Here is a 21,796-nt window from a genome sequence, read left to right as displayed (position 1 = left end):
TATGAATGCAAGAGTCGGTATTGACGGCAGGGCCGCCGCCGCCATGGTGATGCTTTGCGCCATCTGGGGGATGCAGCAGGTGGCGATCAAGGCCGCCGAGCAGGATGTGTCGGCGGTGCTGCAAATTGCCATTCGCTCGGGCCTTGCCGCGCTGGGGGTATACCTGTTGGCGCGTTGCCGCGGTGAGTGTTTCACCTGGGATCGCGCCACGCTGAGCGCCGGTTTGAGCGTAGGGGCATTGTTCGCGCTGGAGTTCTTTTTTGTCTCCGAAGGGCTGCGCTACACCAGCGCCTCGCATATGGCGGTGTTTTTGTACACCGCGCCGCTGTTTTCTGCCCTCGGCCTGCATTTTCTCCTTCCTCAGGAGCGCCTGTCACCGGTGCAGTGGCTGGGCATGCTCATCGCCTTTGGCGGCGTGGTGCTGGCCATATCTGGCATGGCTGAGGGAAGCGGCGGAGCCGATCGGCTGAAAGGCGATTTCTATGGCCTGTTGGCGGGGATCGCCTGGGGTGGTTCTACCCTGGTGATCCGTACCACGCGCCTGGCGGAGTGCCCGGCCAAACAGACGCTGCTGTTCCAGTTGATGGGCGCCAGTGTACTGCTGTCGCTGTTGGCGATAGCGACGGACAATTTGCACGTCGTCCTGAGCCCGGTGGCCTGGAGCAGCCTGCTGTTCCAAACGGTGATCGTGTCGTTTTTCAGCTACCTGATCTGGTTTTCACTGCTGCGCCGTTATCAGGCCTCCTCGCTGGGCATTCTCACCTTTATGACGCCGGTATTCGGCATCCTGGCGGGGGGCGTCATTCTCGGCGAACCGCTGCAAATTGAGTTTGTATTGGGGGCCGTGCTGATCGTGCTGGGGTTAATCGTGGTGAGTTGTTCATATCTTATTTATTTTGACCGAAGGGTGGCACCAAAAATATAAATTATGGATGTTGATGTACAGAACTACCAAATAAGCTGCGAAAGCCAATTCATTATTCAGTTGCAAATATCCCGCTATGCCTGGGGCGTGCCGCTGATTACGCTCAGCGATAACGGTGATTTTACCGTGATAAGAAGCCGAGGCTGGTCGAGGTTGGCGAATGGGATGCAATTGGAGGTTTATTATTTTGCCAATAACTCCCTGCTGGCTTGGGATAAAAGCCGCAAATACATCTCTTATTCAAAGGCCGGCCGGCTCTACGCCTGCGCGCTGCATTTTTCTTATTCCCCCAAAATAGAGCGCTAACCCTCTGGCCATCAGACCAGAGGGGAGATTTTCATGATCCACTGCTTAAATGCGAGGATCTTGGGCCACTGCCGCTCGGAAATGGTCGAGGTAAAATAGCAGTGCTCGCAGGGCACGGTCATATCGGTGAACGGAATGATCAGCTCGCCGCTTTTGATCCAGTCCTGCACCAGATTAAGCCGCCCCATGGCGACGCCAAGGTGCCGCGTGGCGGCCAGCACCGCGAGATCGGAACGGTCGAACTCCATGCTTTTACTGTCGGTATCCAGCCCCAGCGCAAAGTGTTGCGACCAGGTTTGCCACTCGTCTTCGCCGGAGTTGTAGCGATCGTGCAGCAGCGTGCAGTGGACCAGGTTTTCCGGCGCATCGTACAGGTTATGTGCGGCGGCGTACTGCGGCGTGCAAATCGGCACCATCGATTCCTGCATAAAGGCCTCGTCCAGATGCCGCCCCGAGGGCAGTTTGCCGAAGTACATCGCCAGATCCACGCCGCGGTTGGCCAGGTTGATGATTTCCTGCCCGGTCAAAATGTTGAGGTGAATGGTGGGGTGCTGGGCGATAAAGTCGCCGATGCGCGGCAACAACAGACATTGTACCAGAGACGGGTGCGAGTAGAGGGTCAATGTCCCCGTCAACTCGCGATTTTTGATGTCCAGAATTTCCTGGTTCAAGGTGTTGAACGAGCTGTTCAGCGCCCATTGCATGCGCTCGCCCTCCGGCGTCAGGGTAATTCTGCGATGAAAGCGCTGGAATAGCAGAAAGCCCAATTCTTTTTCGAGCAAATTAATGCGGTGGCTTACGGCGCTCGGGGTGATCGACAATTCTTGCGCCGCCAGCGCAAAAGATAAATGGCGGGCGACGCATTCGAAAGTATGCAGCCGAGAAAATTGATAGCTGGTGAGCGGGGTGGCCCGCTGTGAATGTTTTTTACTGGGGAACATGCTATTTCTCCGTGCGCGCAATGTGCCAATATTAACACTTAATGGCATGAGTGATAAACCCAAGTTGATTAATATGTTCAGGTTATATATCAGGGTCCTGTTTACTGATTACCGTCATAGATTTTAAGGATTAAGATGATGAGATAACATGAACCGGTAAATGACTTGTCTGCTGGCAGACTGAAATTAGAAATTGACGAGGTCTGACATAAACCCTTTAAAGATAAATGTGACGTAGAAAGAGAAACGGTGAAAAATAAGGCCGTTATTTCTTACGCACGTATCGGTCAAGTAGAGCTGTAGGTATGATAAAAAACTGGCTCGTCCAGTGACGTTCACTGACAGACGAAGGGAAAGCCAGTAGCAAGCCGAAGGGAGGCCATTGTGCAGTTGATTTATTTTATGTCGGAATCGTTGGCGCCGGAGAAATTCGCCCGCATCCTCAATCCCGCCGATGCGCGTTATGAGCTGGAACGATATTACCTGTTCGGCGGTTCGTCCATGTCGTCGATATCGAGCAGGCACACTATCACGCGCAATACGCAGTCCGGTATTGGCGTATCGAGTTACCGGGAAGATAGCGGCATGAAGCGCGGCGTGTTTGATGAACTAAAACGCGGCAGTTTGCTGGCCGTCGATGCAAGCATCGGCGCCTGGAGCCCCGTCAAATATCCGTTTTTCATCAATGCGCAAGGGCGCCTGCAGCGCTATCCCGGCACTGTATTACCGCCGCAGTACCCAGTCGAACGTATAATTCAACGTTATGAAGAGATGATCAGCCGATACGCCGCCAGGCCTAAACCAACTTCCTTGCCCCCGAGACAAAACACCGCTAAAAATCCGCCGATGATGCAGGCGGTGGCCGCCGCCGTTGGTTCAAGCCTTACCGTCATCAAAGAGGTCATTCGCCCAATGAGCAAACAGGAGCGCTGGCAGGCGAGAAAATATCTGATTGGTCGAGGGGAGCGGAGTATCTATCCGGATGCGCGGATTGCGGCGCAACGCCTGGCGCAAAATAACGTCGCGGTGGAAAAGGCCAAGCTGGCGCAGAATGTCTATAACACGACCAATCCGTTGGCGGCTACGCCTGGCGTGCCGGAAGGATGGCGGGATGTGAGTAATGACGGCGGTTTTTTGGATGGTTTAGGGATTCGCCGGGAAACGCTTTATGACAATGAGATATCACCGGGTTTTTTGGCAAGGGTTTATGCTCCGGATAAAGCCGTGTTTGGCGATGATATGAATCCGACAGTTGTTTTTCGCGGGTCAAGAATGCCTGAACTTCCTAATGGTAAACTGAATGCGGCGAAGAAGATATTTATCGACCGTGAACTGCCAGAGATAAAGAACCTGGAAGACTGGACGAATAACTTCAACCAAGGCAGAGGTGCTGAATCTGCATACTATCAAAGAGCTGTAGATATTGGCTCTTTATTAAAGGGCCGGGTAGATACCTCTGGGCATTCGCTAGGTGGTGGGCTGGCATCGGCGGCATCAATGACCAGCGGTAAATCTGGGTGGACATTTAATGCTGCGGGATTGAATTCAAGTACCGTGGAAAAATATGGCGGTTCCTTGGTGGGCCGTGAAGATATTATCAACGCCTACCGGGTGAAGGGTGAAGTTTTGACGAGGTTACAGGAAGTCGATCTCAGGCAAGATTTTATCGACGTTAATGGCAACCTTGCGTTATTGGCCGCGAAGGAAAAGTTATCGTCGCATTTGCCGGATGCAGTTGGTGTTAAACACACGCTTGATGGCGGTGTGGGAAATATGGGGGACCGACATGGCATCCAACAAGTGATAGACTGCATCGAACAGGAAAAAGACGATGATATCGCCACAATCGGTCACAGGATATAGAAGCTTAATGAGACAAGTTTTTAACGTGTTCGCAGCGCTGTTCATCGCGATTGGATTGGTGTTTACAACCGGATGTAAGGAGAAAGGAATGGACTTGCCGCCAGAAGGTTACTTTACAGGTCAACAGCTTGTGTTGGCTAAGGCTATCCGCGATGGGAATATCGGCGACATCAAACGTCTGGCGAAAGAGACGGATCTGAACAGCCCCGGTGAACACGATATGACATTATTGTTTTATGCTCTGGCGACGTCGACTCATGACAATGCCACGCCGGAACGGCTGCAGATTGCGACTGAGTTGGTAAAGGCCGGAGCCGATCCACTGCAACCTCGCCCCAATGGCGGTGCCAGTCCTGCTGAATGGATGGCAAAATTAGACAACGGTATTTGGTTAAAGGCATTGCTTGATGGGGGATTGTCTCCTAATGCAAGAGGCAAACTTGATGATCTACCAATAATATTTCAGACAATTAAATCCAGTAATACAGAGACAATGGCGACACTGATAAAATATGGTGCGGACATTAACATTCAGGATAGGTTAAAGAGAACACCATTAGTGGAGTGTGCTTATTTGGGGCGAATTGACCATATGAATCTTCTGCTTAAACATGGTGCAAATCCGTTTATTGAAGATAGATTTGGTGAAAACTTTGTTGATTTACTCGATGATAAAATCAAGAAAACGGAGGGTAATGATTCATTGCATACTCGATACCTTGAATTAAAGAAACTGCTGAGAGTTCAATAACAAATCGGGCCTGCATCGCCGAAAAGAACCGCGCCCGGTGGTGACCCTCCGGGCGCGGCATTCAGGGAAAAACGGTGTGCTGGTCGGCGCGCATCAACGGCGGCGCAGCAGCAGGCCGGCCAACAGGCCAGCGCCGGCAATGAGGGCTAATGCAGCGAGGGGGTTTTTCTTCATCATGCTGCCGGTGCAGCTCAGGGCGTCGCCGTATTTTTCTTGCAGCGCGCCCGCTGCATAGCGCGTGACGCCTTCGGCCTGCAAACGTTCGTTTCCGGTGACGTCGCCCGCCATTTCCTGCGCTTTGCCCGCCACTTTTTCCATCATGCCATTGGCTTTTTCGCTGTTCATTATGATGCGCTCCTAAGGTTCGATCCGTTTGGCTTCCGCACAGGGCGAAAGCCTGCATTTGCACCTCCATGTTATGCACTTCACGTTGTGCCTATAAGGGGCGTTTGCATCGGTACGGATAGTGCATTTGCAGGCTACTTGCCGTTCCTGGTGGCCGACCCGCCGGTAAAAAGACCGCGCTCCCTGGCCCAGACGATGGCTTCGCTGCGGCTATGCACGCCCAGTTTGGAATAGACCGTCGCGACATGATTGCGAATGGTGTTGAGCGCCAGATTGAGGCGCGCCGCGATTTTTTTGTCCGGCAGCCCCTCGCAAATCAATTCCAGCACATCGCGCTCGCGCGGCGTGAGATCGCTGGCGTTAAATCCGGTCTGGTCGGGCCGGTTGATGCTTTTCACGTTGGCCAGTTTTTCAATCAAGGTTTGGCTGAACCAGGAAGCGTCCTGCATCACTTCTTCGATGGCGCTCACCAGCTCCAGCTCCGAGCGTTTGCGTTCGGTAATGTCCATGAGCACCAGCAGGTAGCAGGGCGCATTGTGAATGCTGACGGCATCCGCCGAGGCCACGCAGTCGATCGGCTCGCTCCCTTTCTTGCGTACCCGGATGTCCAGTCCTTCGACGTTACCGCTTTTTTCCAGCGCGGCAAACAAACGGCGGTTCGCCTCGGGATCGTCAATAAATTGGATCTCATCGACCGTTTTGCCGATCAAGGCTTCGGCGTCGTACTCGGTGGTGCGGGTGAAGGCTTCGTTGACGTCCAGCACGCGCCGCTCGTGCGCCGTACACAACAACGTCGGCACCGGGCTCAGGCGAAATGCCTTGGCGAACCGCTCTTCACTTTCCCGCAGCGCCGATTCCGCCAGGCGCCGGGGCTCGAGATCGGTAAAAGTGAACAGCATGCAGTCGTCTTCATTGATGTCCAGCGGTTGGCCGGCAACCACCACCAGCTTGCTTCCGCCACCGGGCAGTTTCAGCTCGGCCTCCATTTGCGGAATGGTTGCGCCTTCCCCCAGGCGCTGAATCGCCAGCTCTTTGTGCTCAGCCTGTTCCAACACGTCGAGTTCATAGACCGAACGCCCCATGACCTGTTCACGCTGGTAACCGGTCATATCGAGGAACCCCTGATTGACCTTGACGTAACGCAGGTCGCTTAGCCGACAAATGACCGCCGGCGCCGGATTGGCGTTGAAGGTTTTTTCAAAGCGCTGTTCGGCGCTGGCCCACTCCGTCGCGTCGCTCAGGATCAGCGCCAGCAGCTCCGGCTGCCCCTGTGCATCGGTGATAATCAGGCTCCGCAGGCGGTGTACCCAGAAGCTGTCCGGATCGTCGACCTGCCGAACTTCCACCACCACATCGGTGAAGGTCTCGCCATCGGCAACCCGGTTCAGCGGGTACTGTTCCAGCGCCAGCGGGTGGTTGTTGCGATAACGCAGGGCAAACCGCGCCGCGTACTCGTCGGCATTGGCCCCCAGGGCTTTCTGGTGGCTCACGCCATGCATGGCCAAGGCGGCTTCGTTGGCCCAAAGCAGCGTTTGATCGGTATCCGTCAGGATCACGCCGTCGGACAAGCCGGAGATGATTTGCTGCAGGTGGCCGCGGTGGGTTTCGCTGGCCAGGACGGATGGGTTCATGTGCTCTCCGCTAGACAGAAGGGGGAGCGGCCTCTGAAGGGGGCCGCGGGTTACGCTACTCGCTGAGCAGCTTAGTGCATAACGTGCGTATTCGCAGGGTGTGAATGCACTAGTCATTCTGGCGCAAATGAACCGGGACGGCCGACGATGCCGCGCGGCAGACTGGATTTGTCTGCGCGGTTATCCGCCGTGCGTGCAATCACTTGTCCAGAAAATATAAGGAACAACGATGACCACTGTCTATGAATCAAATCGCTTTGCGTTTCAGGTGTCATGGGGCTCGATATTGGCCGGGAGTGCCGTGGCGCTGGTGACTTATCTGATCTTCAGCGTGCTGGGTACGGCTGTCGGTGCCCAGGCCGTGGATATGATGCAAAAGGGCAACCCGCTGAGCGGCTTTGGCACCGGCACTGGGATCTGGCTGCTGGTTTCAACGCTGGCCTCGCTGGCCGCAGGCGCGTTCGTCGCCGGCCGCACCGCACCGAATCGCGGCGGCTTGCATGGCCTGCTGAGCTGGGCGATCACCACCTTGCTGACCACCTGGCTGGTGGTTTCATTGGCGAGTGGCGTGGTGGGGCTGGCGGGCAGCGCGGTGGGCAAAGGGCTTTCGCTGGCGGGCAGCGGCCTGGCGGCGGCAGCGCCAAACGTGGGCGAAGGCCTCAAGCAACAGCTGGATAAAAAGGGCATCAGCCTTGACTGGGGAAGCCTGGAAAACCAGTTGAACGCCACGCTCAAGCAGACCGGCAAGCCAGAACTGGATCCGGCTCGGTTGGAACAGAAGGCCGATAGGGCGACCGCCGACGGCAAGCAATCGGCCATGGACGCGGCGGCCGATCCGGCGCGGGCCGCCTCCGAGCTCAAGCAGTGGTTCGACCGCGTCAAGCAGTCCGGTGAGCCGACGTTGAGCGCGGCCGATAAGGATGCGTTGGTGAATATCGTTGCGGCGCGCACCGGCAAGAGCCGTGATGAAGCGAGCCAAATCGTCGATAACTACGCTCAGGCTTACCAGCAGGCGGTGCAGAAAGTGGAGAAACTCAAGGCTGAGGCCGAGCAGAAAGCGCGTGAAGCGGCCGATGAAGCGGCTAAACAGCTGTCGCGCGCCGCATGGGGGTCGCTGTTGGTGCTGCTGTTGGGCGCCGCGCTGAGCGCCGGCGTGGGGCGGATTGCCGAATCAACTCGCCGCACCCTCGCGGTAAGTTGAGATGAAAAAAAACCTGTCGTGCATTTCGCTGAATTATCGAAAAGTAGCCGGGGCCTCTGCGCCCGTGCTCGTCATCGATTTTTGCAACGAGAACAACGAGCGCTATACCCTGCGCTACAACCTGCCGCCGGATACCCCGGAACGCACCGAGCGGCGGGTGTCTTTGCTGCTGTATCTGTTGCGTAAGCACAGGTCCGCAGAGATCGACAACCTGGCTGATTGAGCAGCCCGTGAATGAAAAGCCCGGCTTTGCGAGCCGGGCTTTTTGCTGCGCTTGGTCAATAAAGCGTGGCACAAGCAGACGCGGCACTGTTACGAGGGAAGGGGAGGCGGTTCAGCAGGGCACCAGTGGCGCTCCCATTGACATGGAGGGAAAATAGGGCATCGAACAGGGTTTGTTGAAACGTCGATTCTTCACCATGCGGGAGAAGATAAAAAAGAAACTTGCAATGACGATCTGTGATTATCGGGCCCAGGGTTAAGATCTTGCGCTTATCCGCCGCATCTTCCTTCGCCACCGTTCATACTTTTTCGTATTCGGCTCAATAGTTTTATCAACCGGCCAAACAATAAAACACGATTTAATTTGTGATGATGAAATTCCTATTCGGCCATGCCCGTGGAGCGTAAAAAAACACTTAAAGATAAAACAATTAACATAAAGTGTGATTCACCCTGGCGGGGCAAATGCATCTTTAATGGATGCACTTTGCGTGGCGCATTTTTTATTCACGGATTTTTCGCAAGCGTATTTATATAACATGATCATTTTCAGTTATTTATATGATGACTTTTCCTATGCCGTAAAAATTGCATTGACAGGGTGATTTTTTTTAGGATTAATCTTAATGACTTGATTTGAGAGGTTAACGATTTTAATAAAAAGGACACAATCTTTATAAAGGCAGGGAGCGCTCATGGATTATAGAAAGGATATTCTTGTACAGGTCTTGGAGTATATGGAGAAAAATATTATAGAGGGGCTTTCCGTTGAGAAGGTTTCCATTATCTCGGGTTACTCTAAATGGCATTTACAGCGGTTATTTAAACATTATTTTGGCATTACGTTAGGGACTTATATCAGGAATAGAAAGCTGAGCCGGTCCGCTGTCCTGCTCAAACAGCATCAAGGTAACATATTGGATGTTGCCCTGGCATCCGGGTTTGCTTCTCAGCAATGCTACACGCGGGCATTCAAACGTTTCTTTGGCGAAACGCCCAACAGCTTTAGGAACAGCCGGGGATGGGATTTCTCCACCCAGATCCCACCGTATGGCAGCGACAATAAACCCTATTTTTATCATACGGTCATGCCGGATGACATCGACATGTTGAAGCAGTACAAGGCATTGATTTTCCACTCCGTCAGGAAGTACAGAGATGCCAGTGACATTACCCAGACGAATGATAAATGGCTAAGTAAAAATGGGAGGGCTTATAGCGTAGAAAAAAGAAAAGGGGGGCGGCCGCATGCCAACGGCAAGGAGCAAGAGGTTTTTCATTCCATATTTAACTTCTATATACCCATGGGGAAATATATTGTCATTCCCTTTATCGGGGAGCTACCTGAGTATATTGCCTTTTTTGAGGGTATCTATGACGCCCATCTGCCGGCTATTAATGTCAAAATGAGGGAGAGCTTTTTCATCGAATTATACAGACACGAGCATTTAAACAGTAAGATCATCAATGTCGATATACTTATTCCTGTGGCGTAGTGTTGAGGAAAGGAGGCATCATGAGTAAAGAAAAATCCTCTGGCTCGATTAATAAACACCGCCGCGCGCTCTTTATGCTACCTTTAACGTTGCCTGCCTTTGGCAGAGTGAACGTTAAAGGTTTAGGCAGGCAGGCTATTCAATTAGCGCTGGCATTAACGCTCTTCATGTTTTCAGGAAATGCGATGGCAAATAATCGGGAACAGCATCAAATAGCGTTAGTCGGCACCTGGACCCATATTCCGGATGCGCCAATGGTGCAGAAACCGACGCGCCCCAGTGAAGGGCTCTATCGTCTGGCGGTTAATGGCGACGGCACGTTAACGCTGCTCGATGCCATTAAAATGGAAAGCCCGTCGTGGATCGTCACATCCCGCGATGGCCGCTTCGCCTATGCCACCAATGAGGAGGACGCGGGAACGGTGACCGCCTTGGCGATAGACCAGGCTGGCAGCCTGCGGGTGCTGAATACGGTGAGCAGCGCGGGTCGGCAGCCGACGCATGCCACCCTCAGCCCGGACGGCAAGTTTCTGTTGATCGCCAACTATTCCGTCGCCAAAGGCGGCGCGGGGGTGACGGTATTGCCGATTGGCAGCGACGGCAGGCTGGGTGAACGCGTACAGCATTATCCGTTTACGCCCGGCTCCGGCATCGTACAGGGGCGCCAGGAAGGCGGGCATGCGCACTCCACCACCTTCAGCCGCGATGGCCAATACCTGTACGCGGCGGATCTCGGCGGCGATAAGCTGCACGCCTACCGCTATCGTTCGGATAACGCGCAGCCGTTGCAGGCGGATGCTTCGCGCGATGTCGCCTTTGCGCCCGGCGCCGGCCCAAGGCACATGGTGTTCTCGCCGGCAGGCGACTATGCCTATGTCATCACCGAAATGGCGGGCGAGATCGAGGCGTTTGCCGTTAACGACAATCGATTGACGCGGCAAGGGAAAGTGAAACTGAACGGCGGCCTCGATTCGGCGGAGGCGAAAAGCGGTGGGGCCATTATCCTGAGCCCGAGCGGCAGATATCTTATTGCCACCCATCGCGGTACCGATAACCACCTGCTGGTATTAAAAATAGGCAGGGACGGTCTGCCAGGCGTGCCGACGCGCTATGAGGCCGGCGGCATTGAGCCGCGTGCGCTCGCTTTCGATGCCGGCGGTAACCATCTCTATGTGACGAATGTATTCACCAATAGCGTGACGCTGTTCGATTTCGATGATGAAAAGGGCGAGTTGCAGGCCAGAGGGCAGGCGGCGACGATTTCAACGCCGACGGATATTAAGTTTTTCAATTAATGCCCATCATAAGGCGCGTGAGAAACCGGGTCTGAACAGGGGAAAAGGGGAATTGCGGGTGCAGATGATGGGGAATGGCGTGATAAGAAAGAATGGTGTCCCCGACTGGAATCGAACCAGTAACTAGCCCTTAGGAGGGGCTTGTTATATCCGTTTAACTACGGGGACGCTGCGGGCCGGCAACCGAAGCTGCCGGGGCATTATACCTTTTTTTACCCGCAGAATAAGCGCTTAGCGGCGCGTTTGCTCAATACCTCGCCATTTCACGCCGAAATTTCCTCGGCTAACCGACCGCGATCACGGTTTTTCCCCGCCGTGGCGCCGCTTTTTCTCTTGCCGACGCGCGGCCTGGTTTTTGGCGCTCAAATCGTTGCGGATCTGCGCGTGGCTTATCAGCGCAAAGATAAAGGTGCCGCCGATGATGTTGCCCGCCAGCGTCGGCAGGGCGAACGGGTAAATGAATTCTTGCCAGCCAATCGCGCCGTTGAACACCAGATACAGGATCTCGACCGAACCGACCACGATATGGGTCAAATCGCAAATCGCCACCAGGTAGGTCATCAGCACGATCACCCAGATTTTCGCCGCGCCGGCGGCCGGGAACATCCACACCATGGTGGCGATGATCCAGCCGGCCAGGATGCCGTTGGCGAACATTTCTCCCGGCGTATGGCGCATCACCTCTTCGCCCAGGCTGACGAAAGCGCCGCGCGTTTCGGCGTCGAACAGCGGCATATGGGTAAACGCCAGCGCCGCCAGCCCGGTGCCAATCAGGTTGCCGAGCAGCACCACGCCCCACAGGCGCAGCAGGATCAGCAGGTTGCGCGGCGTGGGCTTATGCATGATTGGCAATACCGCCGTGACGGTGTTTTCGGTAAACAACTGCTGGCGTGCCATGATGACAATGATGAAACCGAAGGTATAGCCGAGGTTCTCGATGAAAAAGCGGCTGGGATCGTCCGGCAGGCGGGCGTGGAAAATGCCTTTTGCCGCCAGCGAGGCGCCCATCGACAGCCCGGCGGCGATCGCCGACCACAGCAGCGCCAGTCCGTCGCGCTCCAGCTCTTTTTCGCCTTCCATCCGGATCTGTTCATGCACCGCTGCCGCGCGCGACGGTAGATTCTCTTCCCTGACTTCGATTTCGCGCTTGCCCTGTTCCTGCTCCTCGCTCTCTACCTGCATCGTCTCATCCGGCTCGTGCTCTTGGCGCTGCTGCTCGCTCATGCTGTCGCTCCTGCTCATTAAGGGTGAGTTCACGTCATTAAGCGTAGTTGCCTGGCCCAAATGCGGCGAAATACAGAAAAAGGTAACAAGAGTTAAAATCCGCCGATTTTTTCCACGCATTCTTGATCCTGCTCGCCATATTGGCCCGTCGGCGCGCCCGCCGCGGGCTGCGTGCGGGGAAAGGCTTATGCTATGATTCGCTATCCCAAAGAAAAATATGAGTTCCCCGATGCTGGAAGCCAAAAGTCTGAGTTGCGTGCGTGATGAGCGCATCCTGTTTAGCGAGCTAAGCTTTTCAGTTCAGCCGGGCGATATCATTCAGGTAGAAGGGCCGAACGGCGCGGGTAAAACCAGTTTGCTGCGCATTCTCGCCGGTCTGGCGCGGCCGGACGGCGGCGAGGTGTGCTGGCGCGGGCGCAGCACGCTGCGCGATCGTGCGGGTTACCAGCAAGATTTGCTGTTTATCGGCCATCAGCCCGGCATCAAAGCCGTATTGACGCCCTTCGAAAATTTGCAGTTTTATCAAGCGGTGCGCGGCACAACCGATCATCCGGCCATCTGGCGCGCCCTGGAGCAGGTGGGGCTGGTGGGCTACGAAGATCTGCCGGTGGCGCAGCTGTCCGCCGGGCAGCAGCGGCGCGTGGCGCTGGCGCGGCTATGGCTCAGCGCGGCGCCGCTGTGGATCCTCGATGAGCCGCTGACGGCGATCGACAAACAGGGCGTAGCCGAGTTGATTAGCCTTTTTGAACAACATGCGCAGCGGGGCGGCATGGTATTGTTGACCACCCATCAGGATTTGGCCGGCGTCAGCCAAACGGTAGGTAAAGTTCGTTTGGCGGAACATGACGCGGGGAGCCTGTGATGTTTTTGACCCTGGTGCGCCGCGAACTGAAGATCGCCTGCCGTAAAGGCTCGGAGATCGTCAACCCGCTGTGGTTTTTCCTGATTGTGATCACGCTGTTTCCGTTGGGGATTGGCCCGGAGCCGCAGCTGCTGGCGCGCATTGCGCCGGGCATCGTGTGGGTGGCGGCGCTGCTGGCCTCGCTGCTGTCGCTGGAGCGGCTGTTTCGCGACGACTTCCTCGACGGCTCGCTGGAGCAGCTGTTGCTGCTGCCGACGCCGCTGCCGATGACGGTGCTGGGCAAAGTGTGTGCTCACTGGGTCGTGACGGGTCTGCCGCTGCTGATCCTGTCGCCGCTGGTGGCGCTGCTGCTGTCGCTCGATATGCAGACCTGGCTGGCGGTGGCGGGGACGCTGCTGCTCGGCACGCCGACGCTGAGCCTGATCGGCGCTATCGGCGTGGGGCTGACCGTCGGCCTGCGCAAAGGGGGCGTGCTGCTCAGCCTGCTGGTGCTGCCGCTGTATATCCCGGTGTTGATCTTCGCCACCGGCGCGATCGACGCCGCCTCGATGGGCATGCCGATCGACGGTTACCTGGCGATACTCGGCGCGATGCTGGCGGGCAGCGTGACATTGGCACCGTTTGCCACCGCGGCGGCGCTGCGAGTGAGCGTGCACTAGCTAACGTATTGAATGAACAGACGGGGCAAGGCCGACAAGAGCGTACCCCGCAGAAGATTTTCGCCGTTTCGATCGCTCGGGGCGGCCGACGCATAAAAATTACCGTGAGCACTGACGACAATGTGGAAATGGTTACATCAACTGGCGCGGCCTGAACGGCTGTATCACGTCTGCGGCCGCTTTATCCCCTGGCTGGGGCTGGCGGCGGCGGCCTGCCTGCTGCTGGGCTGGGCATGGGGCTTTGGTTTCGCGCCGAAGGATTATCAGCAGGGCGACAGCTTCCGCATCATTTATATTCACGTGCCGGCGGCCATGTGGTCGATGGGTATCTACGCCTCGATGGCGGTGGCGGCGTTTATCGGCCTGGTGTGGCAGATGAAAATGTCCGATACCGTGGTGGCGGCGATGGCGCCGATCGGCGCGGTGTTCACCTTTATCGCGCTGGTGACCGGCTCCGCCTGGGGCAAGCCGATGTGGGGCACCTGGTGGGTGTGGGATGCGCGTCTGACCTCCGAGCTGGTGCTGCTGTTCCTTTATATGGGCGTCATCGCGCTGTACAACGCCTTTGAAGACCGCCGTCTGGCGGGCCGCGCCGCCGGGATTCTGGTGCTGGTGGGCGTGGTGAATATCCCTATCATCCATTTTTCGGTCGAATGGTGGAATACGCTGCATCAGGGCTCGACCAATATGCAGCAGTCTATCGCGCCAAGCATGCGCACCCCGCTGCGCTGGGCGATCCTCGGTTACCTGCTGCTGTTCGTCACGCTGACGCTGATGCGCCTGCGCAATCTGATCCTGTTCCAGGAGCGCCAGCGCCCGTGGGTCGCCGGGCTGGTGAATAAGGAGCGTCAGTCATGAATGCCGCGTTCGATTCCTGGTCGGCGTTTTTCGCCATGGGCGGTTACGCCTTCTATGTTTGGCTGGCGGTCGCCGCCACGCTGATTTCGCTGTTGGGGCTGGTGGCGCACACCGTCTGGCAACGGCGGCAGTTGCTCGCCGAGATCGGCCGCCGTCAGGCGCGCGAGCGGCGCATTCGCCATGCGCAGCAATCAAAACAAAAATCCGCCGCACCGCGGGAGAAATCATTGTGAATCCACGTCGTAAAAGCCGCCTTTATCTGGCGATCGTTGTGCTGATCGGCATCGCGCTGACCGCGACCCTGATGCTGTACGCGCTGCGCTCCAACATCGATCTGTTCTATACCCCGGGTGAAATCCTGCAGGGCAAGGGCGAAAATCATGAGAAGCCCGAGGTCGGCCAGCGGCTGCGCATCGGCGGCATGGTGATGCCGGGCTCGGTGAAACGCGATCCCAATACGCTGCAGGTCAGCTTCAAGATTTACGACGCGCGCGGCGCGATCGGCGTGACCTACACCGGCATTCTGCCGGACCTGTTCCGCGAAGGGCAGGGCGTGGTGGCGCAGGGCGTGCTGGGCGAGGGCAACGTGGTCAATGCGCGCGAAGTGCTGGCCAAACACGACGAGAAATACACGCCGCCGGAAGTGGCCGACGCGATGAAAGAGAACCACAAAGGCCCGGCGGAAGCGTATAACGCGCCGCAGGCGGAGGGCGCCAAGTCATGATGCCGGAACTGGGCAGTTTTCTGCTGTGCCTGGCGCTGGCGATTGCGCTGTTGCTGAGCATTTACCCGCAGTGGGGCGCGGCGCGGCAAGACAGCCGCATGATGGCGGTCGCCCGCCCGCTGACCTACGGCATGTTCGCCGCGATTGCGCTGGCGTTCCTGTGCCTGGTGCACGCCTTCGTGGTCAACGATTTTACCGTCGCCTACGTGGCCACCAACTCCAATACCCAACTGCCGGTGTATTACCGCATCGCCGCCACCTGGGGGGCGCATGAGGGGTCGCTGCTGCTGTGGGTGCTGCTGCTGAGCTGTTGGTCGCTGGCGGTGGCGTTGTGCAGCCGGGCGATGCCGCAGGATGCGGTGGCGCGGGTGCTGTCGGTGATGGGGATGATCACCGCCGGTTTCCTGCTGTTCATTATCATGACCTCCAACCCGTTCACCCGCACGCTGCCGAATTTCCCGATCGACGGCAGCGATCTCAACCCGCTGCTGCAGGATATCGGCCTGATCTTCCACCCGCCGCTGCTGTATATGGGCTATGTCGGCTTCTCGGTCGCCTTTGCGTTTGCCATCGCCTCGCTGATGGCCGGCCGGCTCGACACCGCCTGGGCGCGCTGGTCACGCCCGTGGACCACCGCGGCCTGGGTGTTCCTCACGCTCGGCATCGTGCTCGGATCGGCCTGGGCCTACTATGAGCTGGGCTGGGGCGGCTGGTGGTTCTGGGATCCGGTGGAAAACGCCTCCTTTATGCCGTGGTTGGCCGGCACCGCGCTGATGCATTCGCTGGCGGTGACCGAAAAACGCGGCACGTTCAAAGCCTGGACGGTATTGCTGGCGATCACCGCCTTCTCGCTGTGCCTGCTGGGCACCTTCCTGGTGCGTTCCGGCGTACTGGTCTCGGTGCACTCCTTCGCCTCCGATCCGGCGCGCGGCATGTTTATCCTCGCCTATCTGGTGATCGTGATCGGCGGTTCGCTGCTGCTGTACGCGGTCAAGGGCGGCCAGGTGCGCAGCCGGGTGCAGCACGAGACCTTCTCGCGCGAGACCTTCCTGCTGGGCAACAACGTGCTGCTGATCGCCGCCATGCTGGTGGTGCTGTTGGGCACGCTGCTGCCGTTGGTGCACAAACAGCTGGGGCTGGGCAGCATCTCGATCGGCGAGCCGTTCTTCAACACCATGTTCACCTGGCTGATGGCGCCATTGGCGCTGCTGTTGGGCATCGGACCTCTGGTGCGCTGGCGCCGCGATGAGCCGAGCAAGCTGTGGCGCCGCCTCGGCGTGGCGCTGTTGGCGACGCTGGTGCTGTCAATCCTGCTGCCGTGGCTGCTGCAGGACAGCATCGCCGGCATGACGGTCGTGGGCCTGATCATGGCGCTGTGGGTGATCATCCTGACGCTGATGGAGCTGCATGAGCGCGCTACCCACCGTCACGGTTTCTGGCGCGGCCTGCGCCAGCTGTCCCGCAGCCACTGGGGCATGGTGCTCGGCCACCTCGGCGTGGCGGTGACGGTGATCGGCATCGCCTTCAGCCAGAACTACAGCGTGGAGCGCGACGTGCGGATGAAGGCCGGCGACAGCGTGGATATTCACAACTATCACTTCGTGTTCCGCGACGTGCACGACATTCGCGGCCCGAACTACAGCGGCGGCGTCGGCATCATCGACGTCACGCGCAACGGCAAGCCGGAGGCGACGCTGCACGCGGAGAAACGCTACTACAGCGTGGCGCGCAGCATGATGACCGAAGCGGCGATCGACGGCGGTTTCAGCCGCGATCTGTACGCGGCGCTGGGCGAGGAGCTGGAGGACGGCTCCTGGGCGGTACGCCTGTATTACAAACCCTTCGTGCGCTGGATTTGGTTCGGCGGCGTCTTTATGGCGATCGGCGGCCTGCTGTGCATCCTCGACCCGCGTTACCGCATGAGCAAAAAACTCAAGCGCGAAGGCAAGCTGGAGGCGCAACCATGAATCGTAAGCTGCTGTTTATCCCGTTGGTCCTCTTCCTGCTGCTGGTGGCGGCGCTGATGGTGCAACTGACGCGCAACGCCGGCGGCGAAGATCCGACCATGCTGGAATCGGCGCTGATCGGCAAACCGGTGCCGACCTTCAGGCTGGAATCGCTGGATCAGCCCGGCAAAACCTACGATCAGGCGGTGCTGCGCGACGGCAAGCCGATATTGCTTAACGTCTGGGCCACCTGGTGCCCGACCTGCCGCGCGGAACACCAGTATCTCAATACGCTGGCGGCGCGCGGCGTGCGGGTGGTTGGCCTGAACTATAAAGACGATCGCGCCAAGGCGGTGACCTGGCTGAATTCCCTCGGCAATCCCTATGCCCTCAGCCTGTACGACGGCGACGGCATGCTGGGGTTGGATCTCGGGGTCTACGGCGCGCCTGAGACCTTCCTTATCGACGGCCAGGGGATTATTCGCTATCGCCACGCCGGCGACATGAATGAGCGCGTTTGGCAGCAGGAAGTGCTGCCGCTGTATAAAAAGTACGGGGGTGAGGCATGAGGCTGATTGTCCTGCTGTGCGCCGCGCTGCTGAGCTGGAGCGCTGCCGCGGCGATCGATACCTATCGCTTCAACTCCGTCGAACAGGAGCAGCAGTATCGCGAGTTGACCGAACAGCTGCGCTGCCCGAAATGCCAAAACAACAGCATTGCCGATTCCAATGCCATCATCGCCGCCGACATGCGCACCAAGGTGTACGAGCTGATGATGCAGGGGCAAAGCAAGCAGCAGATCATCGATTACATGGTGGCGCGCTACGGTAACTTTGTCACCTACGAGCCGCCGGTAACGCCGGCGACGCTGATCTTGTGGATCGGCCCGCTGCTGTTCGTGCTGATCGGCGGGGCGGTGGTGATCCTGCGCACCCGTCGCCGGCCTGGCGCGGTGGTGGACGATGAATTCTCCGAACGGGAACGGCAGCGCCTGGCGGCGCTGTTGCAAGAGACTGACAGGAAGAAACCCTAATGGCTTTTTGGCTGATTATTTGCGTGTTGCTGGCCGGCGCCGCCGCGTTGCTGGTGGTGCCGGCGATGCGCCACGGCAAGCAGAGCGCCGCCACGCGCGATGCGTTGAACAAGGCTTTTTATCAGGATCGCCTCAGCGAGCTGGAGCAGGACGAGCAACAAGGCGTGGTGGCCGAGCGCCCCGAGCTGGTGAAAGAGCTGCAACAGAACCTGCTGAACGACATTCCCGTCGAGCAGGCGGCGCAGGCGAAGCCGATCAACCGCTGGGCGCTGGTGCCGGGCGTGCTGTTATTGCTGGCGGTGACCGTTGGCTTTTATCTGAAAACCGGCGGGCTGGCGCAGGTGCTGGACTGGCGCCTGGTGCAGGCGCAAATGCCGGAATTGCGCGAGCGCGTCGCCAATGAGCGCGCCAAACCGCTGAGCATGGAAGAGATCGCTCGCCTCGGGCTGGGGCTGCGCACCGCGCTGCAGCAGGACGATCGCAACATCAACGACTGGATGATGCTGGGGCGGGTCGGCATGGCGCTGAACAACGCCACCACCGCTACACAGGCGTTTGCCCATGCTTATCAATTGGATCCGAATAGTCTGGAAGTGCGGCTCGGCTATGCCGAGGTCTTGACGCGCTCCAACGATCCGGAGGATAACAAGCAGGCGACGCAGCTGTTGCGGCGCATGATCGCGGAAAATCACGGCGATCCGCGGGTGCTGAGCCTGCTGGCGTTCAATGCCTTCGAACAGGGCGATTTCAAGCAGGCGATCGGCGCCTGGCAGGTGATGCTGCAGCTGCTGCCGGCCAACGATCCGCGCGCGGAAGTGATAAAGCGCAGCATTGCACAAGCAAAAGCCCAGGCCGGCGGAGAAACTGTTAAACTCAATGTGACCGTTTCGCTGTCACCGCAGGCGGCGAAAGCCCTGCCGCCGCAGGGGACGCTGGTCATCTCGGTCACCGACGGCGCCAGCCCGGTGCCGGTGGCGGTAAAACAATTGCCGCTGAGCCGTTTTCCGCTGTCTTTCTCGCTGGATGACAGCAACGCCATGATGCCCGAGCGTTTACTCTCGGCGCAGCATCAGGTGCAGGTGCGTGTGCGCCTCTCACAGGACGGATTGGCCACGCCGCAGCCGGGGGACTGGTTCGGCGAAAGCTCGCTGCAGACATTCAGCGGTAAAGAGCAGGTTAGCGTTCAGATAAACAAGCAGGTCGCTGAAAAATAAGACCGAACGTGTTTTTATGGAGAAAAATATGAATTTTCGCCTGACTGGGGTGGCATTCGCAACGGTATTACTGGTGGGCTGTGCCAGCGCGCCAGACAACGAGCCGCAAGGGCGTTCCGATCCTCTGGAAGGATTTAACCGGACGATGTTCGATTTCAACTACAACGTCCTGGATCCTTATATCCTGCGCCCGGTCGCGGTGGCTTGGCGCGACTACGTGCCGATGCCGGCGCGTAACGGCATCAGCAACTTCACCTCCAACCTGGAAGAACCGGCCAGCATGGTCAACGCCTTCCTGAAGGGCGATCCTTACCGCGGGATGATCCACTTCAACCGTTTCTTCCTGAACACCCTGCTCGGGATGGGCGGCCTGATCGACGTGGCCGGTATGGCCAACCCGAAACTGGCGCGCGAAGAACCGAATCGCTTCGGCAGCACATTGGGGCATTACGATGTGGGTTACGGCCCGTACGTGATGCTGCCGGGCTACGGCAGCTTTACCCTGCGTGAAGACGGCGGCGACTTTGCGGATACGCTGTATCCGATGCTGAGCTACCTGACCTTCTGGATGTCGGCGGGCAAGTGGGTGGTCGAGGGGATCGAAACCCGCGCCCAGCTGCTGGATTCCGATGGTCTGCTGCGCAACTCTTCCGATCCTTACATCATGGTGCGCGAAGCTTACTTCCAGCGCCACGATTTCATCGCCAACGGCGGTTCGCTCAAGCCGGAAGAGAACCCGAACGCCAAGGCGATTCAGGGCGAACTGGACGAGATCGACTCGCAGTAATCACGGGCGTTACGCCAATGAAAACCCGCCGTCAGGCGGGTTTTTTTATGCCGGCGGCAAGCGGCGGGCAAAAAAAAGCGCCCCGAGGGGCGCTTTGGCTTCTTTCTCAAGCGAGATTAGAAGCGGTAGTTGAAGTTGGCGCCGTACAGCCAGGCCTTGCCTTCGGAAGTGAAGGTGTAAGGGCCTTCGTTGATGGTGACTTTTTGGCCGTGCATGTAGGACACGCCGACGTCGACCGACGCATCTTTGTTGAACGCATAGGTGGTACCGGCACTCAGCCAGAAACGGTCCTGATCCGGAATGGAGATCGAACGGTTTTGGGCGGGCACCGGGCTGTCATCGAAAGCGATACCGGTACGGAAGGTCCAGTTGTCGTCGTAGAAGTAGGTGGTGCCCAGCGCGATGCGGTAAGCGTCTTTGAAGCCTTCATGCTTCTGGAACAGGGTCTGGCCGTTGTTGCCGGTGGCTTTCAGCTCCTGGAACTGGCTCCAGCTGGTGTAGGCCAGGCTATAGTGGATAGCCCACTGCGGCGCTACTTTGTTGTAACCGGACAGCTCCCACATTTCCGGCAGATGCAGGCTCAGAGAACCCGGAATGGTGGTGCCGTTGGTACCCCACGGAAGACCTTGAGAGGCCAGCAGCGGGTTGAAGGCTGAAGGCAGACTGCTTTTGTAATCGCCGTCGAAGTCGATTTTCACTTCTGAGCGATAGGTGAAGCCGTAACGGTTGTTTTCATCCACTTCGTACAGAATACCGGCGTTCCAGCCGAAGCCCCATTCGTCGCCTTTCAGGTGAGAAATTTGAGTATCTGCCGGGATCTGCGAAACCGGGCCGGCCAACTGTGGCGGCAATTTGCCTGAACCGGCGATCAATTTTGGCAGGTCGCCGGCGTAACGTTCGAGTTTAGCCTTGGCGTAGACGGCGTCAAAACCCAGACCGAAGCTGAAGTTTTTGTTCAGGCGATAAGCGCCGCTCAGATTCAGGTTCAGGGTTTCCAGATCGGTTTTGCCGCCCATGGAACCCGCCGCATAACCGTTGTTGTATTCGGTCGCCAAACCAAAGTTGCTGGTGACCGAGCCGCCTACGGCGAATTGATCGTTAATCGGGTGAACATAATGCAGGTTCGGCACCCAGGCGGTCGGCGCGATGTTTTTCGCATCCAGGCTGGCGCCGGAAGGGGATTGGCCACTGATATCGACGTCCGGATCGATGAAGACTGCGCCGAAAGAGAGTTCCGGACGGGTATACATCATCAGCAACGCCGGGTTGCGGCTCGCGGAGGCCGCCGTATCCGCCATGGCGCCTTCGCCAGAATACGAACGTCCTAAACCAGCTGATGAGAACTCATTCAGCTGGAATCCTGCGGCAGACACGTTTGAAGAAATAATTGCCACTGCAGCTGCGAGAGCTGATTTAGTCAATAGGTTTTTCTGGCTCATGACCAAAACCTCATTATGTGTTTATTATTTAAACTATGTTACGCAAGGTAACAAGGAGCGCGGGATTGTAGGGT

Annotated in this window: 24 protein-coding genes and 1 tRNA gene; 18 read left to right on the top strand and 7 right to left on the bottom strand. The window is 57.7% G+C overall.

Annotation, left to right across the window (positions count from 1 at the left end; all coding sequences use genetic code 11):
• Window position 1 precedes the first annotated feature (1 nt).
• Window positions 2-925, top strand: coding sequence for a DMT family transporter (locus ACJ8QI_RS13830; RefSeq protein ID WP_442532661.1), 924 nt, complete (start codon window positions 2-4; stop codon window positions 923-925).
• 3 nt (window positions 926-928) lie between these two features.
• Window positions 929-1,231 carry a hypothetical protein gene (locus ACJ8QI_RS13825; RefSeq protein ID WP_102984315.1) on the top strand — a complete coding sequence of 101 codons (303 nt, stop codon included), beginning with the start codon at window positions 929-931 and terminating at the stop codon, window positions 1,229-1,231.
• A gap of 11 nt (window positions 1,232-1,242) precedes the next feature.
• On the opposite strand, the gene dsdC is transcribed toward ACJ8QI_RS13825, so the two are convergent.
• On the bottom strand, window positions 1,243-2,172 hold the full coding sequence (dsdC, locus tag ACJ8QI_RS13820; protein WP_141967488.1) for a DNA-binding transcriptional regulator DsdC: 930 nt from the start codon (window positions 2,170-2,172) through the stop codon (window positions 1,243-1,245).
• A 384-nt stretch (window positions 2,173-2,556) separates the two neighbouring features.
• On the opposite strand from dsdC, the gene ACJ8QI_RS13815 reads away from it, so the two are divergent.
• Together ACJ8QI_RS13815 and ACJ8QI_RS13810 are read left to right on the top strand one after the other, a co-directional pair.
• Window positions 2,557-4,035 (top strand): phospholipase, encoded by a 1,479-nt coding sequence (locus ACJ8QI_RS13815; RefSeq protein ID WP_442532660.1) that lies wholly within the window; start codon window positions 2,557-2,559, stop codon window positions 4,033-4,035.
• A gap of 7 nt (window positions 4,036-4,042) precedes the next feature.
• Window positions 4,043-4,786 (top strand): ankyrin repeat domain-containing protein, encoded by a 744-nt coding sequence (locus ACJ8QI_RS13810; RefSeq protein WP_442532659.1) that lies wholly within the window; start codon window positions 4,043-4,045, stop codon window positions 4,784-4,786.
• A gap of 93 nt (window positions 4,787-4,879) precedes the next feature.
• On the opposite strand, the gene ACJ8QI_RS13805 is transcribed toward ACJ8QI_RS13810, so the two are convergent.
• Window positions 4,880-5,131 (bottom strand): CsbD family protein, encoded by a 252-nt coding sequence (locus tag ACJ8QI_RS13805; protein WP_343181818.1) that lies wholly within the window; start codon window positions 5,129-5,131, stop codon window positions 4,880-4,882.
• A 134-nt stretch (window positions 5,132-5,265) separates the two neighbouring features.
• Window positions 5,266-6,762: a PAS domain S-box protein gene (locus ACJ8QI_RS13800; protein WP_442532657.1), complete on the bottom strand. Its 1,497-nt coding sequence runs from the start codon at window positions 6,760-6,762 to the stop codon at window positions 5,266-5,268.
• Window positions 6,763-6,991: 229 nt separating this feature from the next.
• Here ACJ8QI_RS13800 and ACJ8QI_RS13795 point away from each other — a divergent pair, with 229 nt between their 5' ends.
• Together ACJ8QI_RS13795 and ACJ8QI_RS13790 are read left to right on the top strand one after the other, a co-directional pair.
• Window positions 6,992-7,963 (top strand): YrzE family protein, encoded by a 972-nt coding sequence (locus ACJ8QI_RS13795; protein ID WP_038876539.1) that lies wholly within the window; start codon window positions 6,992-6,994, stop codon window positions 7,961-7,963.
• 1 nt (window position 7,964) lies between these two features.
• Complete coding sequence (locus ACJ8QI_RS13790; RefSeq protein WP_004936288.1) at window positions 7,965-8,186, top strand: hypothetical protein; 222 nt, start codon at window positions 7,965-7,967, stop codon at window positions 8,184-8,186.
• 55 nt (window positions 8,187-8,241) lie between these two features.
• Here ACJ8QI_RS13790 and ACJ8QI_RS13785 read toward each other — a convergent pair whose 3' ends face one another.
• Window positions 8,242-8,481, bottom strand: coding sequence for a hypothetical protein (locus ACJ8QI_RS13785; protein WP_336842849.1), 240 nt, complete (start codon window positions 8,479-8,481; stop codon window positions 8,242-8,244).
• Between the two features lie 399 nt (window positions 8,482-8,880).
• Between ACJ8QI_RS13785 and ACJ8QI_RS13780 the strand changes: the two genes are divergently transcribed.
• Together ACJ8QI_RS13780 and ACJ8QI_RS13775 are read left to right on the top strand one after the other, a co-directional pair.
• Window positions 8,881-9,681, top strand: a complete 801-nt coding sequence (locus ACJ8QI_RS13780) for a helix-turn-helix domain-containing protein (RefSeq protein ID WP_060419953.1) — start codon at window positions 8,881-8,883, stop codon at window positions 9,679-9,681.
• Window positions 9,682-9,866: 185 nt separating this feature from the next.
• The gene (locus ACJ8QI_RS13775; RefSeq protein ID WP_442532656.1) at window positions 9,867-10,976 is read left to right on the top strand and encodes a lactonase family protein; all 1,110 of its coding nucleotides are present in this window, start codon (window positions 9,867-9,869) and stop codon (window positions 10,974-10,976) included.
• Window positions 10,977-11,069: 93 nt separating this feature from the next.
• Here the strand turns inward: ACJ8QI_RS13775 and ACJ8QI_RS13770 are convergent.
• Window positions 11,070-11,144: transfer RNA gene (locus tag ACJ8QI_RS13770), tRNA-Arg, on the bottom strand.
• A 129-nt stretch (window positions 11,145-11,273) separates the two neighbouring features.
• On the bottom strand, window positions 11,274-12,200 hold the full coding sequence (locus ACJ8QI_RS13765) for a formate/nitrite transporter family protein (RefSeq protein ID WP_442532655.1): 927 nt from the start codon (window positions 12,198-12,200) through the stop codon (window positions 11,274-11,276).
• Between the two features lie 229 nt (window positions 12,201-12,429).
• On the opposite strand from ACJ8QI_RS13765, the gene ccmA reads away from it, so the two are divergent.
• The 10 genes from ccmA to mlaA all read left to right on the top strand — a co-directional run bounded on the left by ccmA (window position 12,430) and on the right by mlaA (window position 20,283).
• Window positions 12,430-13,062 carry a cytochrome c biogenesis heme-transporting ATPase CcmA gene (gene ccmA / locus ACJ8QI_RS13760; protein WP_060419962.1) on the top strand — a complete coding sequence of 211 codons (633 nt, stop codon included), beginning with the start codon at window positions 12,430-12,432 and terminating at the stop codon, window positions 13,060-13,062.
• A complete protein-coding gene (gene ccmB, locus ACJ8QI_RS13755; RefSeq protein ID WP_025303731.1) occupies window positions 13,062-13,721 on the top strand; it encodes a heme exporter protein CcmB in 660 nt (219 codons plus the stop codon). The genes ccmA and ccmB overlap by 1 nt, the downstream gene beginning before the upstream one ends.
• Window positions 13,722-13,841: 120 nt before the next feature.
• Entirely contained in the window at window positions 13,842-14,579 is a 738-nt protein-coding gene (locus ACJ8QI_RS13750; RefSeq protein WP_004936270.1) for a heme ABC transporter permease, read from the top strand.
• Entirely contained in the window at window positions 14,576-14,812 is a 237-nt protein-coding gene (gene ccmD, locus ACJ8QI_RS13745; protein WP_004936267.1) for a heme exporter protein CcmD, read from the top strand. The genes ACJ8QI_RS13750 and ccmD overlap by 4 nt, the downstream gene beginning before the upstream one ends.
• The gene (gene ccmE, locus ACJ8QI_RS13740; RefSeq protein WP_004936264.1) at window positions 14,809-15,303 is read left to right on the top strand and encodes a cytochrome c maturation protein CcmE; all 495 of its coding nucleotides are present in this window, start codon (window positions 14,809-14,811) and stop codon (window positions 15,301-15,303) included. Before ccmD ends, ccmE begins: the two co-directional genes overlap by 4 nt.
• Window positions 15,300-17,270, top strand: coding sequence for a heme lyase CcmF/NrfE family subunit (locus tag ACJ8QI_RS13735; RefSeq protein WP_039564915.1), 1,971 nt, complete (start codon window positions 15,300-15,302; stop codon window positions 17,268-17,270). Before ccmE ends, ACJ8QI_RS13735 begins: the two co-directional genes overlap by 4 nt.
• Window positions 17,267-17,818, top strand: a complete 552-nt coding sequence (locus ACJ8QI_RS13730; protein WP_033653726.1) for a DsbE family thiol:disulfide interchange protein — start codon at window positions 17,267-17,269, stop codon at window positions 17,816-17,818. Before ACJ8QI_RS13735 ends, ACJ8QI_RS13730 begins: the two co-directional genes overlap by 4 nt.
• On the top strand, window positions 17,815-18,282 hold the full coding sequence (locus tag ACJ8QI_RS13725) for a cytochrome c-type biogenesis protein (protein WP_060419972.1): 468 nt from the start codon (window positions 17,815-17,817) through the stop codon (window positions 18,280-18,282). The genes ACJ8QI_RS13730 and ACJ8QI_RS13725 overlap by 4 nt, the downstream gene beginning before the upstream one ends.
• Window positions 18,282-19,496: a c-type cytochrome biogenesis protein CcmI gene (gene ccmI, locus ACJ8QI_RS13720; protein WP_202669924.1), complete on the top strand. Its 1,215-nt coding sequence runs from the start codon at window positions 18,282-18,284 to the stop codon at window positions 19,494-19,496. The genes ACJ8QI_RS13725 and ccmI overlap by 1 nt, the downstream gene beginning before the upstream one ends.
• 28 nt (window positions 19,497-19,524) lie before the next feature.
• Entirely contained in the window at window positions 19,525-20,283 is a 759-nt protein-coding gene (gene mlaA, locus ACJ8QI_RS13715; RefSeq protein WP_442532654.1) for a phospholipid-binding lipoprotein MlaA, read from the top strand.
• Between the two features lie 116 nt (window positions 20,284-20,399).
• On the opposite strand, the gene fadL is transcribed toward mlaA, so the two are convergent.
• Window positions 20,400-21,722 (bottom strand): long-chain fatty acid transporter FadL, encoded by a 1,323-nt coding sequence (gene fadL, locus ACJ8QI_RS13710; RefSeq protein ID WP_060419975.1) that lies wholly within the window; start codon window positions 21,720-21,722, stop codon window positions 20,400-20,402.
• Window positions 21,723-21,796: the final 74 nt, after the last annotated feature.

Source organism: Serratia sp. CY84636 (genome assembly GCF_052166245.1).
In the GTDB taxonomy this organism is placed as follows: domain Bacteria; phylum Pseudomonadota; class Gammaproteobacteria; order Enterobacterales; family Enterobacteriaceae; genus Serratia; species Serratia nevei.
This window is presented reverse-complemented; position numbering and strand designations above follow the sequence as displayed.

Coding starts and splice junctions, on each gene's coding strand:
- ACJ8QI_RS13795 (WP_038876539.1), top strand. CDS start 6,992: ATGACCACTGTCTATGAATCAAATCGCTTTGCGTTTCAGGTGTCATGG.
- ACJ8QI_RS13765 (WP_442532655.1), bottom strand. CDS start 12,200: ATGAGCGAGCAGCAGCGCCAAGAGCACGAGCCGGATGAGACGATGCAG.
- fadL (WP_060419975.1), bottom strand. CDS start 21,722: ATGAGCCAGAAAAACCTATTGACTAAATCAGCTCTCGCAGCTGCAGTG.
- ACJ8QI_RS13735 (WP_039564915.1), top strand. CDS start 15,300: ATGATGCCGGAACTGGGCAGTTTTCTGCTGTGCCTGGCGCTGGCGATT.
- ACJ8QI_RS13730 (WP_033653726.1), top strand. CDS start 17,267: ATGAATCGTAAGCTGCTGTTTATCCCGTTGGTCCTCTTCCTGCTGCTG.
- mlaA (WP_442532654.1), top strand. CDS start 19,525: ATGAATTTTCGCCTGACTGGGGTGGCATTCGCAACGGTATTACTGGTG.
- ACJ8QI_RS13810 (WP_442532659.1), top strand. CDS start 4,043: ATGAGACAAGTTTTTAACGTGTTCGCAGCGCTGTTCATCGCGATTGGA.
- ACJ8QI_RS13805 (WP_343181818.1), bottom strand. CDS start 5,131: ATGAACAGCGAAAAAGCCAATGGCATGATGGAAAAAGTGGCGGGCAAA.
- dsdC (WP_141967488.1), bottom strand. CDS start 2,172: ATGTTCCCCAGTAAAAAACATTCACAGCGGGCCACCCCGCTCACCAGC.
- ACJ8QI_RS13790 (WP_004936288.1), top strand. CDS start 7,965: ATGAAAAAAAACCTGTCGTGCATTTCGCTGAATTATCGAAAAGTAGCC.
- ccmA (WP_060419962.1), top strand. CDS start 12,430: ATGCTGGAAGCCAAAAGTCTGAGTTGCGTGCGTGATGAGCGCATCCTG.
- ACJ8QI_RS13825 (WP_102984315.1), top strand. CDS start 929: ATGGATGTTGATGTACAGAACTACCAAATAAGCTGCGAAAGCCAATTC.
- ACJ8QI_RS13750 (WP_004936270.1), top strand. CDS start 13,842: ATGTGGAAATGGTTACATCAACTGGCGCGGCCTGAACGGCTGTATCAC.
- ACJ8QI_RS13775 (WP_442532656.1), top strand. CDS start 9,867: ATGGCAAATAATCGGGAACAGCATCAAATAGCGTTAGTCGGCACCTGG.
- ACJ8QI_RS13725 (WP_060419972.1), top strand. CDS start 17,815: ATGAGGCTGATTGTCCTGCTGTGCGCCGCGCTGCTGAGCTGGAGCGCT.
- ccmD (WP_004936267.1), top strand. CDS start 14,576: ATGAATGCCGCGTTCGATTCCTGGTCGGCGTTTTTCGCCATGGGCGGT.
- ccmI (WP_202669924.1), top strand. CDS start 18,282: ATGGCTTTTTGGCTGATTATTTGCGTGTTGCTGGCCGGCGCCGCCGCG.
- ACJ8QI_RS13800 (WP_442532657.1), bottom strand. CDS start 6,762: ATGAACCCATCCGTCCTGGCCAGCGAAACCCACCGCGGCCACCTGCAG.
- ccmB (WP_025303731.1), top strand. CDS start 13,062: ATGTTTTTGACCCTGGTGCGCCGCGAACTGAAGATCGCCTGCCGTAAA.
- ACJ8QI_RS13780 (WP_060419953.1), top strand. CDS start 8,881: ATGGATTATAGAAAGGATATTCTTGTACAGGTCTTGGAGTATATGGAG.
- ACJ8QI_RS13830 (WP_442532661.1), top strand. CDS start 2: ATGAATGCAAGAGTCGGTATTGACGGCAGGGCCGCCGCCGCCATGGTG.